Here is a 19,668-nt window from a genome sequence, read left to right as displayed (position 1 = left end):
TTGTTCAAAAAAAAGCCCGCTGGGTAGCGGGCTGGGTATCTGTTTGCATTTCGCAGACGTGTGACACTGCCCGAAGATCAGGAAGTGCGCCACCAACCGTGCAGAGTGAAATGTGCTGTCATTTTCAGATACCTTTCTCGTGTGAACTTGCGTACTAGTTAACTAGTTCAATGGCTGGTTGTCAACCCTTGATTTCAGAATTTCGCGTTAAGTCGGTATCATGGTGGTTTCGGATGTCTCCAACCTGTTATGGGAAGTGCTTTGAGCGATACCACCTACGCCATTATTTATGATTTACATAGCCATACTCAGGCCTCTGACGGCCTGCTGACACCCGAAGATCTGGTCCATCGCGCCGTTGAAATGCGCGTCGGTACGCTGGCGATAACCGATCACGATACGACAGATGCTATTCCGGCGGCGCGCGCCGAAATTGCCCGCAGCGGGCTGACGCTGAATCTGATACCCGGCGTCGAGATATCAACCCTCTGGGAAAACCACGAAATTCATATTGTTGGCCTGAATATCGATATAGACCATCCGGCAATGTGTGCGTTTTTGCAAGAACAAAAAACACGCCGCAATCAGCGCGCCGAGATGATCGGTGAGCGTCTGGAAAAGGCGCATATTCCGGGCGCGCTGGAAGGGGCGCAAAAGCTGGCGAACGGCGGGGCCGTGACGCGCGGTCATTTCGCCCGTTTTCTGGTTGAGGCAGGTAAAGCAACGACCATGGCGGACGTCTTTAAACGGTATCTGGCGCGCGGGAAAACCGGATACGTTCCGCCACAGTGGTGTACAATAAAACAAGCTATTGATGTGATTCATCATTCTGGCGGTAAGGCCGTGCTGGCCCATCCGGGACGGTATAATCTTTCCGCTAAATGGCTGAAAAGACTGCTGGCACACTTTGCCGAATGTGGCGGTGAGGCGATGGAAGTCGCCCAGTGTCAGCAGGCGCCCAATGAGCGCGCACAGCTCGCGACCTATGCCCGCCAGTTTGGCCTGCTTGGGTCACAAGGGTCTGATTTCCATCAGCCCTGCGCCTGGATTGAACTGGGGCGCAAGCTCTGGTTGCCTGCTGGCGTTCAGCCGGTCTGGCAGCTCTGGGAACAGCCGCAGCAAATTGAAGAGAGGGAAGTATGAGTCAGTTTTTCTATATCCATCCTGATAACCCGCAGCCACGTCTGATTAACCAGGCCGTGGAGATCGTCCGCAAAGGCGGCGTCATTGTCTACCCGACCGATTCAGGCTACGCGCTGGGCTGCAAAATTGAAGATAAAGGGGCGATGGAGCGTATTTGTCGTATTCGCCAGTTGCCGGACGGCCATAACTTTACCCTGATGTGTCGCGATCTCTCTGAGCTGTCGACCTACGCGTATGTTGATAACGTGGCGTTTCGCCTGATTAAGAACAACACGCCGGGTAACTACACCTTCATCCTGAAAGGGACAAAGGAAGTGCCGCGCCGTCTGCTGCAGGAAAAACGCAAAACCATCGGCATGCGCGTGCCATCGAATCCGATTGCGCAGGCGCTGCTGGAAACCCTCGGCGAACCGATGCTCTCCACCTCGCTGATGCTGCCGGGAAGTGAGTTTACCGAGTCCGACCCGGAAGAGATCAAAGATCGTCTGGAGAAGGTGGTTGAGCTGATTATTCACGGCGGCTATCTTGGCCAGCAGCCGACCACGGTGGTCGACTTAACCGAAGATGCGCCGGAAGTGATTCGTGAAGGCGTGGGTGATGTTAAGCCTTTCTTGTAAAGGTGTAAGCAGATATACTACGCGGCCATCAAAGCAGGGCCCGGCCCTCTTTTGACCTGATTCGACGCCTGTGAAGGCGACACCTGAGGAAGCTCAATGAGCGAGAAGTTACAGAAAGTGCTGGCGCGTGCTGGCCACGGTTCGCGCCGTGAAATTGAAGCCATTATTGAAGCGGGTCGCGTGAGTGTGGACGGTAAAATCGCCACGCTGGGTGACCGCGTAGAAATCGTCCCGGGGCTGAAGATCCGCATCGACGGTCATCTTATCTCCGTGAAAGAGTCCGCCGAACAGATCTGCCGCGTGCTGGCTTACTACAAGCCGGAAGGCGAGCTGTGTACCCGCAACGACCCGGAAGGTCGCCCGACGGTGTTCGACCGTCTGCCTAAGCTGCGTGGCGCTCGCTGGATCGCCGTAGGCCGTCTGGACGTGAACACCTGCGGCCTGCTGCTGTTTACCACCGATGGTGAACTGGCAAACCGTCTGATGCACCCAAGCCGCGAAGTAGAACGCGAATACGCCGTGCGTGTATTTGGCCAGGTTGACGAAAATAAACTGCGCGACCTGTCGCGTGGCGTTCAGCTGGAAGATGGCCCCGCGGCCTTCAAAACTATCAAGTTTACCGGTGGGGAAGGCATTAACCAGTGGTACAACGTGACCCTGACCGAAGGCCGTAACCGCGAGGTGCGTCGTCTTTGGGAAGCAGTTGGCGTCCAGGTGAGCCGTCTGATCCGTGTCCGTTACGGTGACATTCTGCTACCTAAAGGACTGCCACGCGGTGGTTATACCGAACTGGATCTGACGCAAACCAACTACCTGCGCGAGCTGGTCGGCCTGACGCCGGAAACCACCTCTAAAGTGGCGGTTGAAAAAGATCGTCGTCGCATGAAGGCGAATCAGATTCGTCGCGCGGTGAAGCGTCACAGCCAGGTGAGCAGCAACCGCCGCTCCGGCAGCCGTAATAACAACGGTTAATCTAAAAGCCCGGTGAACGCACCGGGCTTTTTTCTTTAGTAATCAATCCCAATTTGCGCTTTGATACCTGCATCAAACGCATGCTTGACCGGACGCAGCTCGCTGACGGTATCTGCCAGCTCAATAATATCCCGATGACACCCGCGTCCCGTGATGATAACCGTCTGGTGCGCAGGGCGGTTCTTCAGTGCATCCAGCAGGGCGTCCAGCGGCAGATAGTCGGAGGCGACCATGTAGGTTATCTCATCCAGCAGAACCATATTCAGCGAGGGATCGGCCAGCATTCGCGTTGCATGCTCCCAGACGGCGAGGCAGGCGGCTGTATCGGTTTCCCGGTTCTGCGTGTCCCAGGTAAATCCGGTGGCCATCACCTGAAATTCAACGCCGTGAGGCTCAAGTAAATTGCGCTCGCCATTGGGCCATTCGCCTTTGATAAACTGGATCACGCCCACTTTCTGCCCGTGCCCGACGGCGCGTGTCGCCGTGCCAAACGCGGCGGTGGTTTTCCCTTTACCGTTGCCGGTAAATACGATGAGGATCCCACGTTCGTCCTGGGCTGCGGCAACGCGTGCATCAACCTGTTCTTTCAGACGCTGCTGGCGCTGCTGGTGGCGTTCATCACTCATTGCGAAATCCCTGGTTTGCGGTTGGGTTGGGCATCAAAAGTCATCCCGGTTTTACGGCGACTGTCATCACCCATCAGCCAGAGATAGAGCGGCATAATGTCTGCCGGCGTTTTCAGCTTTTGCGGATCTTCCGTCGGGAAAGCGCTGGCGCGCATTTTTGTCCGCGTTCCGCCAGGGTTAATGCAGTTTACGCGCAGATGACGGTTTTGATACTCCTCCGCCAGCACCTGCATCATGCCTTCGGTCGCAAATTTCGAGACGGCATACGCCCCCCAGTTAGCGCGTCCCTCACGGCCTACGCTGGAAGAGGTGAAGACCAGCGAACCAGACTCAGAATTGAGCAATAAAGGAAGCAACGCCTGGGTGAGGAAAAAGGTTCCATTAATGTTTACCTGCATTACCTGCTGCCAAATCTCAGGATCTTGTTCATCCATCGGGCGTACTTCGCCCAATAAGCCAGCGTTATGCAACACGCCGTCCAGACGGGGATAATGAGTGCTGATGCGCTGGGCAAGTTCCTGACAGCTAGCGGGCGTGCAGGTCAGTAAATCGAGGGTGTACCAGGAAGCAGCGATGCCGCCAGCAGATTCAATCTCCTGAGCGACTCCCCTGAGTTTTTCTTCATTACGACCCGTCAGAATGACGCTGGCACCATATTCAGCGTACGTCAGGGCGGCTTCACGACCAATGCCGTCGCTGGCACCTGTGACAAGTATGATCCGGTTCTGGAGCAGATTTTTTTGCGGTTGATAATGCACGGTGACTCCTCTGGCGCACTGGAGCTTGATGGCGCCTTCTTTTATGACTTTTCGGCTTTATGCCCGAATTAGCCTAATAATTCAATCAGTCTACAGGACGCATTACTGTAAAATTAACAATTTGCAAATATTTAAACTCCAGACCGGGGATTCCTGAAGGCGGCTCGCAGAGGTAATGTCACGAGCGAGACGCATGGGCAGGGCTGTTGTACACTGCCGTGAAAGATTCGTGGTTAAATCAAGGTGGAACGCGTGGAATTACTTTCTCAATATGGGTTGTTTTTGGCCAAAATCGCGACGGTGGTGATTGCCATTGCGGTGGTTGCCGTTCTGATTGTCAACCTGACGCAGCGCAAGCGTCAGCGTGGGGAGTTACGCATCACCCGCCTGAGCGAGCAGTATAAAGAAATGCAGGAAGAGATGTCTCTGGCGCTGCTTGATAGCCATCAACAGAAACTCTGGCTTAAAGCGCAGAAGAAAAAGCATAAACAGGAAGCCAAAGCGGCTAAGGCAAAAGCGAAGCTTGCCGCGCCGCAGGATGAGGCAAAACCTCGCGTCTATGTGCTCGATTTTAAAGGCAGCATGGATGCGCATGAAGTCTCCTCCCTGCGGGAAGAAGTGACGGCGGTATTAGCGGTAGCGAAACCGGAGGATCAGGTGGTGGTCCGTCTTGAGAGTCCTGGCGGGGTGGTCCACGGTTACGGACTGGCGGCTTCTCAACTGCAGCGCCTGCGTGAAAAACAGATCCCGCTGACCGTAGCCGTGGACAAAGTGGCCGCGAGCGGTGGATATATGATGGCTTGCGTGGCGGACAAAATTGTCGCGGCGCCGTTCTCTATCATTGGCTCAATTGGCGTGGTCGCGCAGATCCCGAACTTTAACCGCTTCCTGAAAAATAAAGAGATTGATATCGAACTTCACACCGCGGGGCAGTATAAACGCACCCTGACGCTGCTGGGAGAGAACACGGAAGAAGGGCGTCAAAAATTCCGCGAAGACCTGAACGAAACCCACCACTTGTTTAAAGATTTTGTGCACCGTATGCGCCCCTCGCTTGATATTGAGCAGGTAGCAACAGGTGAACACTGGTACGGCACGCAGGCCCAGGAGAAAGGGCTGGTGGACGAGGTGGGGACCAGTGACGATCTGCTCTTGAACCTGATGGAAGGGCGCGAACTGGTTGGCGTGCGCTTCACCCAGCGTAAGCGTCTGCTGGACCGCTTTACCAATAGTGCCGCAGAAAGTGCAGATCGCTTGCTGCTACGCTGGCTACAGCGCGGTCAAAAACCGCTGCTGTAAACAAAAACGCGAGGCAATTGCCTCGCGTTTTGCATTAATCGATCAGGTGATATTTCTCTGAGAGCGTATGCGCCAGGTATTTAAACATGTTGAATACCGCGGTGCTTTTCGGGGTGGGTAAACCCTGTTCATCAAGGAAATATTCACCGCTGAAAACAAGCACGCCGTTACGCTGTTCCACGCCAGTCGCTTCAATGCCCGCCAGGGTGTCTTCATGATCGCGAATGAGTTTATTTGCTTCAATAAGCAGAGACGCTCGGTCAATAGGTTGGGTCGTACTGTGCATAATCCACTCCTTAAACAATGACAGTAGTTTACGCCCGGGGCGCGTTGGGGGCAAATTTTCCCTGTAATCTGAGAGGGTAAGGCGAAGGGGTCTGGCTGGCATGATTTGCTTTTGCATGCTAATAAAGTTGCGTAACGAATTTTATCAGGTACAGTGTGCGCTTTCGTCATTCTGGCAACAGAATTGCTTGACATTCGACCGGGAATTCGTCACGAATTATATTAAGTGCGAGAAAAATACCCGATAAGTCAATAACCTGGATGTTATCTTTCTGACGTCCAGTAAGACAAAGGGGTTGATATCCCCTGGCGCAGTCGCAATATCAATGGCTCGTCGTCAGCGGAAGGGAAATCAACGTGCGGCGTATTCCTGGAAGAATTAAATTAGGTAAAGGTGAATATGGGTAAAGCTCTCGTCATCGTTGAGTCCCCGGCAAAAGCCAAAACGATCAATAAGTATCTGGGTAATGACTACGTGGTTAAGTCCAGCGTCGGTCATATCCGCGATTTGCCGACCAGTGGCTCAGCCAGCAAAAAGAGCGCAGACTCTACCTCCACCAAAGGGGCTAAAAAGCCTAAAAAGGATGAACGTAGCGCGCTTGTCAACCGCATGGGTGTTAACCCATGGCATAACTGGGATGCACAATATGAAGTGCTGCCAGGTAAAGAAAAAGTCGTTAACGAGCTGAAGCAGCTTGCTGAAAAAGCAGACCACATCTATCTCGCAACCGACCTTGACCGCGAAGGGGAAGCCATTGCCTGGCACCTGCGGGAAGTGATCGGGGGTGACGACAAACGCTACAGCCGTGTAGTGTTTAACGAAATTACTAAGAATGCGATTCGTCAGGCGTTTGAGAAGCCGGGCGAACTGAACATTGACCGTGTAAACGCGCAGCAGGCACGTCGCTTTATGGACCGTGTCGTGGGCTACATGGTTTCGCCACTGCTGTGGAAAAAGGTTGCGCGTGGTCTGTCCGCCGGTCGTGTGCAGTCCGTAGCCGTACGTCTTGTCGTCGAGCGCGAACGCGAAATTAAAGCCTTCGTGCCGGAAGAGTTCTGGGAAGTTGACGCCAATGTCACCACGCCCGGTGGCGATGCCCTGCCGCTGCAGGTCAGTCATCACAACGACAAACCTTTCCGTCCTGAAAACCGTGACCAGACTATGGCTGCGGTGGCGCTGCTGGAAAAAGCACGTTATCAGGTGCTGGATCGTGAAGATAAACCGACCAGCAGCAAGCCTGGTGCGCCGTTTATCACCTCAACGCTGCAGCAGGCGGCGAGCACGCGTCTGGGTTACGGCGTGAAGAAAACCATGATGATGGCGCAGCGCTTGTATGAAGCGGGTTACATCACTTACATGCGTACTGACTCCACCAACCTGAGCCAGGACGCTGTTAATATGGTTCGCGGCTATATCAGTGACAATTTCGGCAAAAAATACCTGCCGGAAAGTGCGAATCAGTACGCCAGCAAAGAGAATTCCCAGGAAGCGCACGAAGCAATTCGTCCTTCTGACGTCTCCGTCCTCGCGGAATCGTTAAAAGATATGGAAGCGGATGCGCAGAAGCTGTATCAGCTGATCTGGCGCCAGTTTGTCGCCTGCCAGATGACGCCTGCGAAGTACGACTCCACAACGCTGACCGTCGGCGCGGGTGATTTCCGCCTGAAGGCGCGCGGTCGTATTCTGCGCTTCGATGGCTGGACCAAAGTGATGCCTGCGCTGCGTAAAGGCGATGAAGACAGAACGCTGCCTGCGGTTAATAAAGGCGACGAGTTGTCGCTTGTCGATCTGGTTCCGGCACAGCACTTCACCAAGCCGCCTGCACGTTTCAGTGAGGCCTCGCTGGTTAAAGAGCTGGAAAAACGCGGGATCGGTCGTCCGTCGACCTATGCGTCGATCATTTCGACCATTCAGGATCGTGGCTACGTCCGTGTTGAAAACCGTCGCTTCTACGCTGAAAAAATGGGTGAGATTGTCACTGACCGTCTGGAAGCTAATTTCCGCGAGTTGATGAACTACGACTTCACCGCGCAGATGGAAGACAGCCTCGATGAGGTTGCCAGCCACAAGGCGGAGTGGAAGAAGGTTCTCGACAGTTTCTTCAGCGACTTTACTGACCAGCTTGAGAAAGCAGAGAAAGACCCTGAAGAGGGCGGCATGCTGCCTAACCAGATGGTCCTGACCAGCATTGACTGTCCAACCTGTGGGCGCAAGATGGGTATCCGTACCGCAACCACGGGTGTGTTCCTGGGCTGCTCCGGTTACGCGCTGTCACCGAAAGAGCGCTGCAAAACCACCATCAACCTGGTACCTGAGAACGAAGTGCTCAACGTGCTGGAAGGTGACGATGCAGAAACCAACGCCCTGCGCGCCAAGCGTCGCTGTCAGAAATGCGGCACGGCGATGGACAGCTACCTGATCGATCCTAAACGCAAACTGCACGTCTGCGGTAATAACCCGACCTGCGACGGATATGAGATCGAAGAAGGTGAGTTCCGCATTAAGGGCTATGATGGCCCGATCGTTGAGTGCGAGAAGTGCGGTTCTGAAATGCACCTGAAAATGGGGCGCTTCGGTAAGTACATGGCGTGCACCAACGACGACTGTAAAAACACGCGTAAAATTCTGCGTAACGGTGAAGTGGCTCCTCCGAAGGAAGATCCGGTTCCGCTGCCAGAGCTGCCGTGTGAGAAATCAGACGCTTACTTCGTGCTGCGTGACGGTGCTGCCGGTGTTTTCCTGGCGGCCAACACCTTCCCGAAATCACGTGAAACGCGTGCGCCGCTGGTGGAAGAGCTGCATCGCTTCCGCGATCGCCTGCCGGAAAAACTGCGTTATCTGGCCGACGCGCCACAGCAGGATCCAGAAGGCAACAAGACCGTTGTGCGTTTTAGCCGTAAAACGAAGCAGCAGTATGTGGCTGCGGAGAAAGAGGGTAAAGCGACCGGCTGGTCGGCGTTCTTTGTTGACGGCAAGTGGGTTGAAGGCAAGAAATAATCTTCACTTACCGTAACTTACCTGTGAAAGGGCCGGATCTCCGGCCCTTTTTTATTACGTTGTTATTATTTTTTGTTACGTACTATACAGTCAGGCTATAAATGATATAGTGGTTATAGTTAACCCTTTTCTTATTATCAAATCGTCTTAAGCGATTGACCCGCGTGCGCTAAATCGGATGGTCTGGCATGAAATTACAGCAGCTTCGTTATATTGTTGAGGTGGTGAATCACAACCTTAATGTCTCTTCTACCGCTGAGGGGCTTTATACCTCGCAGCCAGGCATCAGCAAACAGGTTCGCATGCTGGAGGATGAGTTAGGCATCCAGATTTTCGCCCGTAGCGGTAAGCACCTCACACAGGTGACGCCAGCCGGGCAGGAAATTATTCGGATTGCGCGGGAAGTGCTTTCCAAAGTCGATGCGATTAAATCCGTGGCGGGGGAGCATACCTGGCCTGATAAAGGCTCGCTCTACATCGCAACCACCCACACGCAGGCGCGTTATGCGCTGCCAGGCGTCATTAAAGGCTTTATCGAGCGTTATCCGCGCGTCTCTTTGCATATGCACCAGGGCTCTCCGACGCAAATTGCTGAAGCGGTCTCCAAGGGCAATGCGGACTTTGCCATCGCCACGGAAGCTCTTCATCTTTATGACGATCTGGTGATGTTGCCGTGCTACCACTGGAACCGCTCCATTGTCGTGACGCCTGACCACCCGCTGGCGGGTAAAGGTTCTGTGACGATTGAAGAGCTGGCGCAATATCCGCTCGTGACATACACGTTCGGCTTTACCGGGCGTTCTGAGCTTGATACGGCATTCAACCGCGCGGGCTTAACGCCGCGTATCGTCTTTACCGCAACCGACGCCGATGTGATTAAAACCTATGTACGTCTGGGACTGGGAGTAGGGGTGATTGCCAGTATGGCGGTTGACCCGGTTTCCGACCCGGATCTGGTACGCCTTGATGCGCATGATGTTTTCAGCCACAGCACGACCAAGATTGGCTTCCGCCGCAGTACTTTCCTGCGCAGCTACATGTATGATTTTATTCAACGCTTCGCCCCGCATTTAACACGCGACGTGGTTGATACCGCCGTTGCATTGCGCTCAAACGAAGATATCGAAGAGATGTTTAAAGACATCAAACTTCCTGCCAAATAATCACTCCCGGTATCTTTCCCCTGCGGAGAGATACCGAAATAACCTCTCAAACCTAAATCAGAATTATCATCATCTGCACTTTAGTGCCATATAATGCCAGTACCCATTAGGACTGTGTGGTTTTAATGTCGCGAATTGGCGACAAAAGTAGAAAGTATTTTACGCCTACGCAAATATTTCTTTTCAATTATTTATTTCTGGTCAAAAGATTGAATATTCGCGGGAAGAGATACGTAAATTCACTGGCTTTTCGGCTAAAGTTTCTTTAGGATTTATCTCATCAGATGATTAATTGTACCAATTGTTTGGTCCTAAAATGATAAGCGATGTCGATTGTATGAGGTTAGCAATGCCTTCAGGAAGTGAAGAACCGCAAAGGGATCCTGCGCTCAAGCGTAAAGCCTGGCTGGCGGTCTTTCTCGTCTCTACCCTGTTTTGGGTGGTGGTTGCTCTCCTGGCCTGGAAATATTGGGGTTGAATATGGCAGTGACGGTACGTTCAGAAACGCTAAAACCAGTGTGTCAACACCGTGACAACGGGCACAAAGCTCGCAAAGCACCTGCGACTACAGTACCAGCGTCCTGGAAACTGACAGCACAGCAGCAAGCATTTATTGATGTGTTCGCGGAAGACGAACCCAAAAAACAATAATTTAGTTTTTTTGCGTAATGATGCAAATAGTCTGAATAAAGACTCTGTGCTTTTGTACTCTTTAATAAATACACATCAGCAATATAGACCTGAGGGCTGACCTCGGAATCTTTAATAATTAAAGCCTGGTGTCCCTATGATGAATAACATGACAACTCTCAAATACTGGTCATGGATCGGCGTTTTTTCCGTGTCGATTCTCTTCTGGTGTCAGCTTATCTGGCTGGCTATCCACTAAATGCTAAAACCTCGCTGCGGCGGGGTTTTTTGTTTTTATGCTTCACCAGAACCTTCCTGGATTTATCAATTTGGGTTGTTATCAAAACGTTACGACATCTTTGTGTTATCTTTAATTACGGCCCTGATGATTGTCAGGGTTTCCCTGTGATTAAGGAGGAGCTTATGTCGTTAACCCTACGCGAAGCCAGTAAGGATACGTTGCAGGCAGAAAATAAAACCTGGCATTACTATAGCTTGCCGCTGGCAGCCAACACGCTTGGAGACATTTCGCGGTTACCCAAGTCGTTGAAAGTTTTACTGGAAAACCTCCTGCGCTGGCAGGATGAAGAGTCTGTCACCGCCGAGGACATTCACGCTCTGGCAGGATGGCTCAAGGATGCCCATGCTGACAGAGAAATAGCCTATCGCCCGGCAAGGGTCCTGATGCAGGATTTCACTGGCGTACCTGCCGTCGTTGATTTAGCCGCCATGCGTGAAGCGGTAAAACGTCTGGGGGGCGATACGGCAAAAGTGAATCCACTTTCCCCCGTCGATCTCGTTATTGACCACTCGGTGACCGTTGACCATTTTGGCGATGATGATGCGTTTGGTGAGAACGTGCGTCTAGAGATGGAGCGTAATCATGAACGCTATGTTTTCCTGAAGTGGGGACAGCAGGCTTTCAGCCGCTTCAGCGTTGTTCCACCGGGCACCGGCATCTGTCACCAGGTGAACCTCGAATATCTTGGCAAAGCCGTCTGGAGCGAATTACAGGATAAGGAATGGGTCGCTTACCCGGATACGCTGGTCGGTACGGATTCCCATACCACCATGATCAACGGCCTGGGCGTTTTGGGCTGGGGTGTCGGCGGCATCGAAGCGGAAGCGGCGATGCTTGGGCAACCTGTCTCCATGCTCATTCCTGACGTCGTCGGTTTCAAACTAACAGGTAAGCTCTCAGAAGGGATTACCGCCACGGACCTGGTGTTGACGGTTACCCAGATGCTGCGTAAGCATGGCGTGGTTGGCAAGTTTGTTGAATTCTACGGCGACGGACTTGATTCATTGCCGCTGGCGGATCGCGCCACTATCGCCAATATGGCGCCGGAATATGGCGCAACCTGCGGCTTTTTCCCAATCGATAATGTCACGCTGGAATATATGCGTCTGAGTGGTCGCAGCGAAGAACAGGTGGCGCTGGTCGAGGCCTACACTAAAGCGCAGGGCATGTGGCGCAATCCCGGGGATGAACCGGTCTTTACCAGCACGCTGGCGCTGGATATGGGCGCGGTTGAAGCGAGTCTGGCGGGGCCAAAACGGCCTCAGGATCGCGTTGCCCTGAACGATGTGCCAAAGGCGTTTGCGGCCAGCAACGAGCTGGAAGTGAATACGGCACAAAAGGATCACCGTCCGGTCGACTATGTCATGAACGGGCATCAGTATCAGCTCCCTGATGGCGCTGTGGTCATCGCCGCAATTACATCCTGCACCAATACCTCCAACCCAAGCGTACTGATGGCCGCCGGGCTGCTGGCGAAAAAAGCGGTGGAGCTGGGCCTCAAGCCTCAGCCATGGGTGAAAGCCTCTCTCGCGCCGGGCTCAAAAGTGGTTTCCGATTATCTTGCGCAGGCCAGGTTGACCCCGTATCTGGATGAACTGGGTTTTAACCTGGTTGGCTATGGCTGTACCACCTGCATCGGTAACTCCGGTCCGCTACCGGAACCGATTGAAGTGGCGATCAAGCAGGGCGATTTGACCGTTGGTGCAGTGCTTTCGGGCAACCGAAACTTTGAAGGTCGTATTCATCCGCTGGTCAAAACCAACTGGCTGGCATCACCGCCGCTGGTCGTGGCTTACGCGCTGGCCGGGAATATGAACATCAACCTGGTTACCGATCCGATTGGTCACGATCGCAGGAACGAGCCGGTCTATCTGAAAGATATCTGGCCGTCGTCGCGAGAAATTGCGCGTGCGGTAGAAAAAGTGTCGACCGAAATGTTCCGCAAAGAGTATGCGGAGGTGTTTGAAGGCACGCCGGAATGGAAAGCCATCAACATCGTCGGCTCGGATACCTATGACTGGCAGGATGATTCAACCTATATCCGCCTGTCGCCATTCTTCGATGAAATGCTGGCAGAGCCTGCGCCGCTTCAGGATATCCACGGCGCGCGCATTCTCGCGATGCTGGGGGATTCTGTCACCACAGACCACATCTCACCGGCAGGCAGCATCAAAGCCGACAGCCCGGCTGGACGCTATCTGCAAAGCCGGGGTGTCGAACGCCGCGACTTTAACTCCTATGGCTCTCGCCGGGGTAACCATGAAGTGATGATGCGCGGGACGTTTGCCAATATTCGTATCCGTAATGAAATGGTGCCGGGTGTGGAAGGCGGCATGACGCGTCATCTGCCGGGTACAGAGGTCGTTTCTATTTATGATGCGGCCGTTAAATACCAGCAGGAAGGTACGCCGCTGGCGGTCATCGCCGGGAAAGAGTACGGCTCTGGCTCAAGCCGCGACTGGGCAGCGAAAGGTCCGCGCCTGCTCGGGGTTCGGGTGGTCATCGCCGAATCGTTCGAACGTATTCACCGCTCTAATCTGATCGGGATGGGGATCCTGCCTCTCGAATTTCCACAGGGCGTCACCCGTAAAACGCTGGGCCTGACCGGGGAGGAGCAGATTGACATTAGCGGTCTGCAAAACCTGCAGCCGGGTAAAACGGTTCCGGTGAAGCTAACGCGGGCAGATGGGAAGATTGAGGTGCTGGAATGCCGTTGCCGCATCGATACGGCAACAGAGCTGACCTATTACCAGAACGACGGTATTTTGCACTATGTGATTCGTAAGATGCTGGATTGATGAAAAACGCCCGGCTTTTAAAGCCGGGCTTTCAGGTTTACTCGCTGAGCAGATGGCCCATCTTTGCGGCTTTGGTGTCGAGGTAGTGCGCGTTTTTCGGGTTACGTCCGACAATCAGCGGCACGCGTTCGACAATGTTGATCCCCGCCTCGGTCAGAATTTCGACCTTTTTAGGGTTATTGGTCAACAGACGCACTTCGTCCACGCCCAGCAGCTTGAACATATCTGCACACAGGGTGAAATCGCGTTCGTCAGCGGCAAAGCCCAGCTGGTGGTTGGCTTCTACCGTGTCGTAACCCTGGTCCTGTAGCGCATAAGCGCGGATTTTATTCAGCAGACCAATATTACGCCCCTCCTGACGGTGATACAGCAGAACGCCACGGCCTTCTTCCGCAATGTGCGAGAGGGCGGCTTCGAGCTGGAAACCGCAGTCACAGCGCAAGCTGAACAGCGCATCGCCGGTCAAACACTCTGAATGTACGCGGGACAGCACCGGCGTCTGCCCTGAAATGTCGCCATAGACCAGCGCGACGTGATCTTGTCCGGTTGCCAGTTCTTCAAAACCCACCATCAGGAAATCGCCCCATGGGGTTGGCAGTTTGGCTTCTGCCACACGTTTAAGCTGCATGTGATTCTCCAGAATCGGCTGACACGTTTCGTGCCGTCTGCCTGTTTGGCTTTCTCTATCTGTTCATTTTGCCACAAGCTTCTCAAGTTCGCCTAATCACCACCATGCTATACGCGCGTTAAACGCACGATCCGACATATCCACCACATGGATGAATTTCAGTTATGATTGTGGTGCTTAGCATAAAAGGAGAAGACATGCTTTCAATCGCCAGACGAACGGCAGCGGGTGCGGCCGTACTACTTGTGATGCCTTTGGTTGTATGGTGCTCCGGCTGGATGTGGCAGCCGGGCCAAAACGCCATGTGGCTGAAAACGTTATACTGGATAACGGAAACGGTGACACAGCCGTGGGGGATCATCACGCATGTTCTTCTCTGCGCCTGGTTCCTGTGGTGCCTGCGTTTTCGTCTGCGCGCAGCGCTGGTGTTATTTGCTATCCTCGGCGGGGCCATTCTGGTGGGTCAGGGCGTAAAATCCTGGGTTAAGGATCGTGTACAGGAGCCGCGTCCTTTCGTCATCTGGATGGAAAAAACGCACCATGTGCCGGTGGATGAGTTCTACACTTTAAAACGTAAAGATCGCGGTGCGCTGGTAAAAGAGCAGCTTGCAGAACAACAGGATATTCCGGCATTTTTGCGTAAACACTGGCAAAAAGAGACCGGTTTCGCGTTTCCTTCCGGACACACGATGTTTGCAGCAAGCTGGGCGTTACTCGGCGTCGGGTTATTGTGGCCGCGGCGCCGGACGGTCACTATTGCGATTCTGTTAGTCTGGGCAACCGGCGTGATGGGGAGCCGTTTACTGCTGGGGATGCACTGGCCGCGTGATTTAGTCGTGGCCACGCTGATTTCCTGGCTGCTGGTAACGTTAGCCACCTGGCTTGCCGAACGATTCTGTGGGCCGCTGACGCCGCCACCGGAAGAGAAGGAAGAAATCGCCGAGCGTGAGCAAAGCGGTGTCTGAAGGTTGATTTTCCGTATTTTGCCCATAAATCCATGACGGGCGCGCAACTTTTTCCGTTTCGCCCCCGTCACTAAAATGGTAGTTTATAAGGCTGATTGCGGTGAGTTGAACAGACTTTATTCGCTTGAACCACATAACGGGAAGTCATGTGAAATATTTACTCATTTTCTTACTGGTGTTGGCGATTTTTGTTATTTCCGTCACCTTAGGTGCGCAAAACGATCAGCAGGTGACCTTTAACTATCTGCTTGCACAGGGCGAGTACCGGGTATCGAGCCTGCTCGCGGTCCTGTTTGCCGCCGGTTTTATCATCGGCTGGCTGGTGTGTGGTCTCTTCTGGCTTAAAGTTCGTGTTTCGCTTGTGCGCGCTGAACGTAAAATCAAACGCCTTGAACATCAAATTGCGCCCGCGACTGACATTCCGGAGAGTTCTGGTGTGCCGGTAGCCAAGGAATAATCGAATATGCTGGAGTTGTTGTTTCTGCTTTTGCCTGTAGCCGCAGCCTATGGCTGGTATATGGGCCGCAGAAGTGCGCAACAAACAAAACAGGATGAGGCCAACCGACTCTCCCGCGACTATGTTGCGGGGGTGAACTTCCTCCTGAGCAATCAACAGGATAAAGCGGTTGATCTGTTCCTTGATATGTTGAAAGAGGATACGGGCACCGTAGAAGCGCATCTCACCCTGGGCAACCTGTTCCGCTCGCGCGGTGAGGTTGATCGCGCTATTCGTATTCACCAGACGCTGATGGAAAGCGCGTCGTTAACCTACGATCAACGCTTGCTGGCCGTTCAACAGCTGGGACGTGATTACATGGCGGCGGGGCTGTACGACCGTGCCGAAGATATGTTCACCCAACTGGTTGATGAGACCGACTTCCGTATCAGTGCGCTCCAGCAGTTACTGCAGATTTACCAGGCGACCAGCGAATGGCAAAAAGCCATAGATACAGCCGAACGTCTGGTGAAGCTTGGCAAAGATAAGCAACGCGTAGAAATTGCTCACTTCTATTGCGAACTGGCGCTTCAGCAGATGGGCAACGACGACATGGATAAAGCCATGGCACTGCTGAAGAAAGGCGCCGCTGCGGATCGCAACAGCGCGCGAATCTCCATCATGATGGGGCGCGTCTTTATGGCGAATGGCGACTACGCCAAAGCCGTTGAAAGCCTGTTGCGGGTTATCGACCAGGATAAAGAGTTGGTCAGTGAGACGCTGGAAATGCTGCAAACCTGCTATCAACAGCTCGACAAGCAGGATGAGTGGGTAGCATTTCTGCGTCGTTGCGTGGAAGAAAATACTGGCGCCACCGCTGAACTGATGCTCTCAGACGTTGTTGAGCAGTATGAGGGAAGCGACACCGCGCAGGTTTATATTACGCGTCAGCTGCAGCGCCATCCGACCATGCGGGTGTTCCATAAGCTGATGGATTACCACCTGAACGACGCAGAAGAAGGGCGTGCCAAAGAGAGCCTGATGGTGCTGCGCGATATGGTCGGCGAGCAGGTACGCAGTAAGCCGCGCTACCGTTGCCAGAAGTGCGGTTTTACTGCCTATACGCTGTACTGGCACTGTCCTTCGTGCCGGGCCTGGTCAACCATCAAGCCGATTCGTGGTCTTGACGGGCAGTAATTTTTTAAAACGTCCCATTTTAGTTACAACATACTGTTGGGTTTTTGCCACTGAGTCAGCACCGTGCAATTTTTCGGTCAGGCAGGAAAGGAAATCGATTCTGTCAATTTCCACCGCTGGCAGGTAGAATGCAGGCCGTTTATCTGTTCCGCGCCGCTGCGCGCCCATAGACGAAAAGGGCTGGTCATGACGTCTGTTACTTCCTCCGCTTCCCGCGTAATTACTGATTCTCCTGTTGTTGTTGCGCTTGATTACAATAACCGCGACGCCGCGCTGGCCTTTGTGGATGGTATCGATCCGCGAGATTGCCGTCTGAAAGTTGGCAAAGAGATGTTTACGCTGTTTGGTCCGCAAATTGTCCGCGATCTTCAGCAGCGTGGGTTTGACGTTTTCCTGGACCTGAAATTCCATGATATTCCCAACACCACTGCGCATGCCGTCGCTGCTGCAGCCGAGCTTGGTGTGTGGATGGTCAACGTCCATGCATCGGGTGGGGCGCGTATGATGACCGCCGCGCGCGAGGCGCTGGTGCCCTTCGGCAAAGATGCACCGCTCCTGATTGCGGTCACCGTGCTGACCAGCATGGATGAATCTGACCTGCGCGATCTTGGCGTGACGTTGTCACCTGCTGAGCAAGCTGAACGTCTGGCTCGTCTGACGCAAAACTGCGGTCTCGATGGGGTAGTCTGTTCAGCCCAGGAGGCGGTGCGCTTCAAATCCGAACTGGGCCAACAATTTAAGCTTATCACGCCGGGTATTCGTCCCGCGGGCAGTGAGGTTGGCGATCAGCGCCGTATTATGACGCCAGAGCAAGCGTTGGCTGCAGGTGTGGATTATATGGTGATCGGCCGTCCCGTTACGCAATCTGCGGATCCGGCGCAGACGCTAAAAGCGATCAACGCGTCATTGAAAAAGGGTGCCTGATGAGCGATTCCAACAGCCGCCTGGTCTACTCCACCGGAACCGGGCGTATCGATGAGCCAAAAGAGAAAGCTGAACGTCCTAAAGGTGATGGCATCGTGCGCATCCAGCGTCAGACCAGTGGTCGCAAGGGCAAGGGAGTGTGCTTGATTACCGGTATCGATCTGGATGATGCGGAGCTGGCTAAACTGGCCGCAGAATTAAAAAAGAAATGCGGCTGCGGCGGTGCCGTGAAAGATGGCGTGATCGAAATTCAGGGCGACAAACGCGATTTAATTAAAACGCTGCTCGAAGCCAAAGGAATGAAAGTTAAACTGGCGGGCGGCTAAATTAAAAGAGCCACGGCGTTAACCGTGGCTCTTTATACGTGTGTAAGTCAGACCTGAAAAATACTGAATATATTATTAGACCGGTGAGAGCCGTTATGGTGATTATTTGCCCACCTGGTGACCGATAATACCGCCGACAGCAGCGCCACCTAATGTACCCAGCGTACTACCATCCGTTAATACCGCACCACCAAGAGCACCGGCACCCGCACCAATCGCGGTGTTACGGTCACGTTTAGACCAGTTAGAGCAGGCGCTCAGGGACATAGCTACTGTAATTGCCAGAACAGCGGCAGCGATTTTTTTGCTGGTAAAGGTCATAATACTTTCTCCTGAATTATCGATTCACGGAAAGAAGTGCGCTTTAAGTATAGACAATAGTCATACTTAAATTCTGTTTTCCGTGAAAGCTAGTCGCGCAGGTGTTACGTAATCACGCAAGTGATAGTCACTTCCTGTTATATCGCTAATAATAATTTTACCCCTTTAGCTCAGGTTAAACAGGTAAAAACTCTTAAAGCAGGCTTCGGAATCATCTCAGAGAGAAGGAGAGATTTGCGCCCGTTATTCAGGCGCAGAGGAGAGTCAGGCAGATTTTCTCACAATATCGACGGTCAGGCCGTCATGCTCAAGCTGCTGGCGATGTTCATCACTCAGCCGTTCATCAGTGATCACGCGGCTAAAACGGTTTATCGGGCCCATCATATAGGGATGTACGGAACCGAATTTAGAACTGTCGGTAAGGACAATTGCTTCACACTCTTTTTCCAGCACGGCATTAACCACGTCAGAACGCATCATATCCCGGCCGGTGAACCCGGTGTCAGGTTGCCAGCCATCAATACCAATGAACGCTTTGCTGAAATGAACCTGCTGGACATACTGACGAGTGAGTGGACCCACCATGCTTTCACTTTTCTTCTGGTAAATACCGCCCAGCAGAATGACCTCACAGCGCGTCTCCTTCAGCAGATGCGCGATATAGCTGCTGACGGTGATAATGGTAACGTCTTTTTGATCGGCCAGGGTACGTGCCAGAAGGGCGTTACTGCTGCCATTCTCAATAAAGACCGTTTCACCATTGTTCACTAAGGATGCAGCAAATTCTGCCAGTTCTCGCTTGAGGGCATAATTGTTCATCATGCGGGTTTCAACGTCTTCACTGTCCAGTGGGACGGCATAACCATGCGCACGACGCAGGTAGCTCTGTTTTTCCAGAAGGTTAAGATCCTGACGGATTGTGACTTCAGAAACGCCGGTCGTTTTAGCGAGATCGACCACGCTTACGCGCCCCTGATCGATGACCATCTGCAAAATGATTTGTTGTCGGGAATTCATAGCATCCATTTAAAAAGCAAAACGAGGTCGGAAACGGTGGAGTCAAACTTCCCACGGGGCTTTTGGCTGAGCGCTTTCTGGCGCGGAATCGGAATCTTTGTGAGCCATTAACTCTGATTTCAGGATCTCAAGATTACGGATCGCAGAGTGATAATCACCCGCAACCAGGATATCCAGCACCGTATCAATACGTCGTGCCACAGTCAGTGCATCAATGTCAGACATAATCTCACCCCAGGAGCGAAAAGTTAATATTTTCAATGA

22 protein-coding genes and 1 other annotated feature are annotated in these 19,668 nt (G+C 53.1%); of the genes, 14 read left to right on the top strand and 8 right to left on the bottom strand.

The window, feature by feature from the left end; all coding sequences use genetic code 11:
- Positions 1 to 6 precede the first annotated feature (6 nt).
- Positions 7 to 101, bottom strand: a sequence feature (Trp leader region).
- Positions 78 to 122: a trp operon leader peptide gene (trpL, locus tag ACTJJA_RS08005; protein WP_106993556.1), complete on the bottom strand. Its 45-nt coding sequence runs from the start codon at positions 120 to 122 to the stop codon at positions 78 to 80. (Overlaps the previous feature by 24 nt.)
- Before the next feature lie 139 nt (positions 123 to 261).
- Here trpL and rnm point away from each other — a divergent pair, with 139 nt between their 5' ends.
- The 3 genes from rnm (at position 262) to rluB (ending at position 2,732) form a co-directional block, all read left to right on the top strand.
- Complete coding sequence (gene rnm, locus ACTJJA_RS08000) at positions 262 to 1,143, top strand: RNase RNM (protein WP_440667302.1); 882 nt, start codon at positions 262 to 264, stop codon at positions 1,141 to 1,143.
- Positions 1,140 to 1,760 (top strand): L-threonylcarbamoyladenylate synthase, encoded by a 621-nt coding sequence (locus ACTJJA_RS07995; RefSeq protein ID WP_003856793.1) that lies wholly within the window; start codon positions 1,140 to 1,142, stop codon positions 1,758 to 1,760. Before rnm ends, ACTJJA_RS07995 begins: the two co-directional genes overlap by 4 nt.
- A 96-nt stretch (positions 1,761 to 1,856) precedes the next feature.
- Entirely contained in the window at positions 1,857 to 2,732 is an 876-nt protein-coding gene (gene rluB, locus ACTJJA_RS07990) for a 23S rRNA pseudouridine(2605) synthase RluB (RefSeq protein WP_008502809.1), read from the top strand.
- A gap of 35 nt (positions 2,733 to 2,767) precedes the next feature.
- Here rluB and cobO read toward each other — a convergent pair whose 3' ends face one another.
- Entirely contained in the window at positions 2,768 to 3,358 is a 591-nt protein-coding gene (gene cobO / locus ACTJJA_RS07985) for a cob(I)yrinic acid a,c-diamide adenosyltransferase (protein WP_440667300.1), read from the bottom strand.
- Positions 3,355 to 4,116, bottom strand: coding sequence for a YciK family oxidoreductase (locus ACTJJA_RS07980; protein ID WP_126546007.1), 762 nt, complete (start codon positions 4,114 to 4,116; stop codon positions 3,355 to 3,357). Before ACTJJA_RS07980 ends, cobO begins: the two co-directional genes overlap by 4 nt.
- A gap of 252 nt (positions 4,117 to 4,368) precedes the next feature.
- On the opposite strand from ACTJJA_RS07980, the gene sohB reads away from it, so the two are divergent.
- Positions 4,369 to 5,415 carry a protease SohB gene (gene sohB / locus ACTJJA_RS07975; RefSeq protein WP_440667298.1) on the top strand — a complete coding sequence of 349 codons (1,047 nt, stop codon included), beginning with the start codon at positions 4,369 to 4,371 and terminating at the stop codon, positions 5,413 to 5,415.
- A 34-nt stretch (positions 5,416 to 5,449) separates the two neighbouring features.
- Here the strand turns inward: sohB and ACTJJA_RS07970 are convergent, their stop codons facing one another.
- Positions 5,450 to 5,701: a YciN family protein gene (locus ACTJJA_RS07970; protein ID WP_010431772.1), complete on the bottom strand. Its 252-nt coding sequence runs from the start codon at positions 5,699 to 5,701 to the stop codon at positions 5,450 to 5,452.
- Between the two features lie 399 nt (positions 5,702 to 6,100).
- Here ACTJJA_RS07970 and topA point away from each other — a divergent pair, with 399 nt between their 5' ends.
- From topA to acnA, 5 genes are all read left to right on the top strand, one after another.
- A complete protein-coding gene (gene topA / locus ACTJJA_RS07965) occupies positions 6,101 to 8,698 on the top strand; it encodes a type I DNA topoisomerase (protein ID WP_100166143.1) in 2,598 nt (865 codons plus the stop codon).
- Between the two features lie 188 nt (positions 8,699 to 8,886).
- Entirely contained in the window at positions 8,887 to 9,861 is a 975-nt protein-coding gene (cysB, locus tag ACTJJA_RS07960; protein ID WP_010431770.1) for an HTH-type transcriptional regulator CysB, read from the top strand.
- 337 nt (positions 9,862 to 10,198) lie between these two features.
- Complete coding sequence (locus tag ACTJJA_RS07955; RefSeq protein ID WP_213327741.1) at positions 10,199 to 10,339, top strand: YmiA family putative membrane protein; 141 nt, start codon at positions 10,199 to 10,201, stop codon at positions 10,337 to 10,339.
- Between the two features lie 312 nt (positions 10,340 to 10,651).
- Positions 10,652 to 10,750: a small membrane protein YmiC gene (ymiC, locus tag ACTJJA_RS07950; protein WP_042713577.1), complete on the top strand. Its 99-nt coding sequence runs from the start codon at positions 10,652 to 10,654 to the stop codon at positions 10,748 to 10,750.
- 164 nt (positions 10,751 to 10,914) lie between these two features.
- Positions 10,915 to 13,590 (top strand): aconitate hydratase AcnA, encoded by a 2,676-nt coding sequence (acnA, locus tag ACTJJA_RS07945; RefSeq protein ID WP_089600610.1) that lies wholly within the window; start codon positions 10,915 to 10,917, stop codon positions 13,588 to 13,590.
- Between the two features lie 37 nt (positions 13,591 to 13,627).
- Here the strand turns inward: acnA and ribA are convergent, their stop codons facing one another.
- Positions 13,628 to 14,218: a GTP cyclohydrolase II gene (ribA, locus tag ACTJJA_RS07940; protein WP_013096372.1), complete on the bottom strand. Its 591-nt coding sequence runs from the start codon at positions 14,216 to 14,218 to the stop codon at positions 13,628 to 13,630.
- A 197-nt stretch (positions 14,219 to 14,415) separates the two neighbouring features.
- Here ribA and pgpB point away from each other — a divergent pair, with 197 nt between their 5' ends.
- The 5 genes from pgpB to yciH all read left to right on the top strand — a co-directional run bounded on the left by pgpB (position 14,416) and on the right by yciH (position 18,066).
- Entirely contained in the window at positions 14,416 to 15,183 is a 768-nt protein-coding gene (gene pgpB, locus ACTJJA_RS07935; protein WP_100166145.1) for a phosphatidylglycerophosphatase B, read from the top strand.
- 148 nt (positions 15,184 to 15,331) lie between these two features.
- Entirely contained in the window at positions 15,332 to 15,640 is a 309-nt protein-coding gene (locus ACTJJA_RS07930) for a LapA family protein (protein WP_010431755.1), read from the top strand.
- Positions 15,641 to 15,646: 6 nt separating this feature from the next.
- Positions 15,647 to 16,816, top strand: coding sequence for a lipopolysaccharide assembly protein LapB (gene lapB / locus ACTJJA_RS07925; protein ID WP_120158299.1), 1,170 nt, complete (start codon positions 15,647 to 15,649; stop codon positions 16,814 to 16,816).
- A 186-nt stretch (positions 16,817 to 17,002) separates the two neighbouring features.
- On the top strand, positions 17,003 to 17,740 hold the full coding sequence (gene pyrF / locus ACTJJA_RS07920) for an orotidine-5'-phosphate decarboxylase (protein ID WP_221550257.1): 738 nt from the start codon (positions 17,003 to 17,005) through the stop codon (positions 17,738 to 17,740).
- Positions 17,740 to 18,066, top strand: coding sequence for a stress response translation initiation inhibitor YciH (gene yciH / locus ACTJJA_RS07915; RefSeq protein ID WP_010431741.1), 327 nt, complete (start codon positions 17,740 to 17,742; stop codon positions 18,064 to 18,066). The genes pyrF and yciH overlap by 1 nt, the downstream gene beginning before the upstream one ends.
- Before the next feature lie 102 nt (positions 18,067 to 18,168).
- Here yciH and osmB read toward each other — a convergent pair whose 3' ends face one another.
- The 3 genes from osmB to ACTJJA_RS07900 all read right to left on the bottom strand — a co-directional run bounded on the left by osmB (position 18,169) and on the right by ACTJJA_RS07900 (position 19,629).
- Complete coding sequence (osmB, locus tag ACTJJA_RS07910) at positions 18,169 to 18,387, bottom strand: osmotically-inducible lipoprotein OsmB (RefSeq protein WP_010431738.1); 219 nt, start codon at positions 18,385 to 18,387, stop codon at positions 18,169 to 18,171.
- A 264-nt stretch (positions 18,388 to 18,651) separates the two neighbouring features.
- Positions 18,652 to 19,404 (bottom strand): DNA-binding transcriptional regulator YciT, encoded by a 753-nt coding sequence (yciT, locus tag ACTJJA_RS07905; protein WP_420984758.1) that lies wholly within the window; start codon positions 19,402 to 19,404, stop codon positions 18,652 to 18,654.
- Positions 19,405 to 19,446: 42 nt separating this feature from the next.
- Entirely contained in the window at positions 19,447 to 19,629 is a 183-nt protein-coding gene (locus tag ACTJJA_RS07900) for a YciZ family protein (protein WP_440667291.1), read from the bottom strand.
- Positions 19,630 to 19,668 lie beyond the last annotated feature (39 nt).

The sequence above is a fragment of the Enterobacter sp. 22452 genome (genome assembly GCF_052045065.1).
Lineage (GTDB): Bacteria > Pseudomonadota > Gammaproteobacteria > Enterobacterales > Enterobacteriaceae > Enterobacter > Enterobacter mori.
The sequence above is the reverse complement of the archived record's forward strand: the minus strand, read 5'-3'. Positions and strand labels throughout refer to the sequence as shown.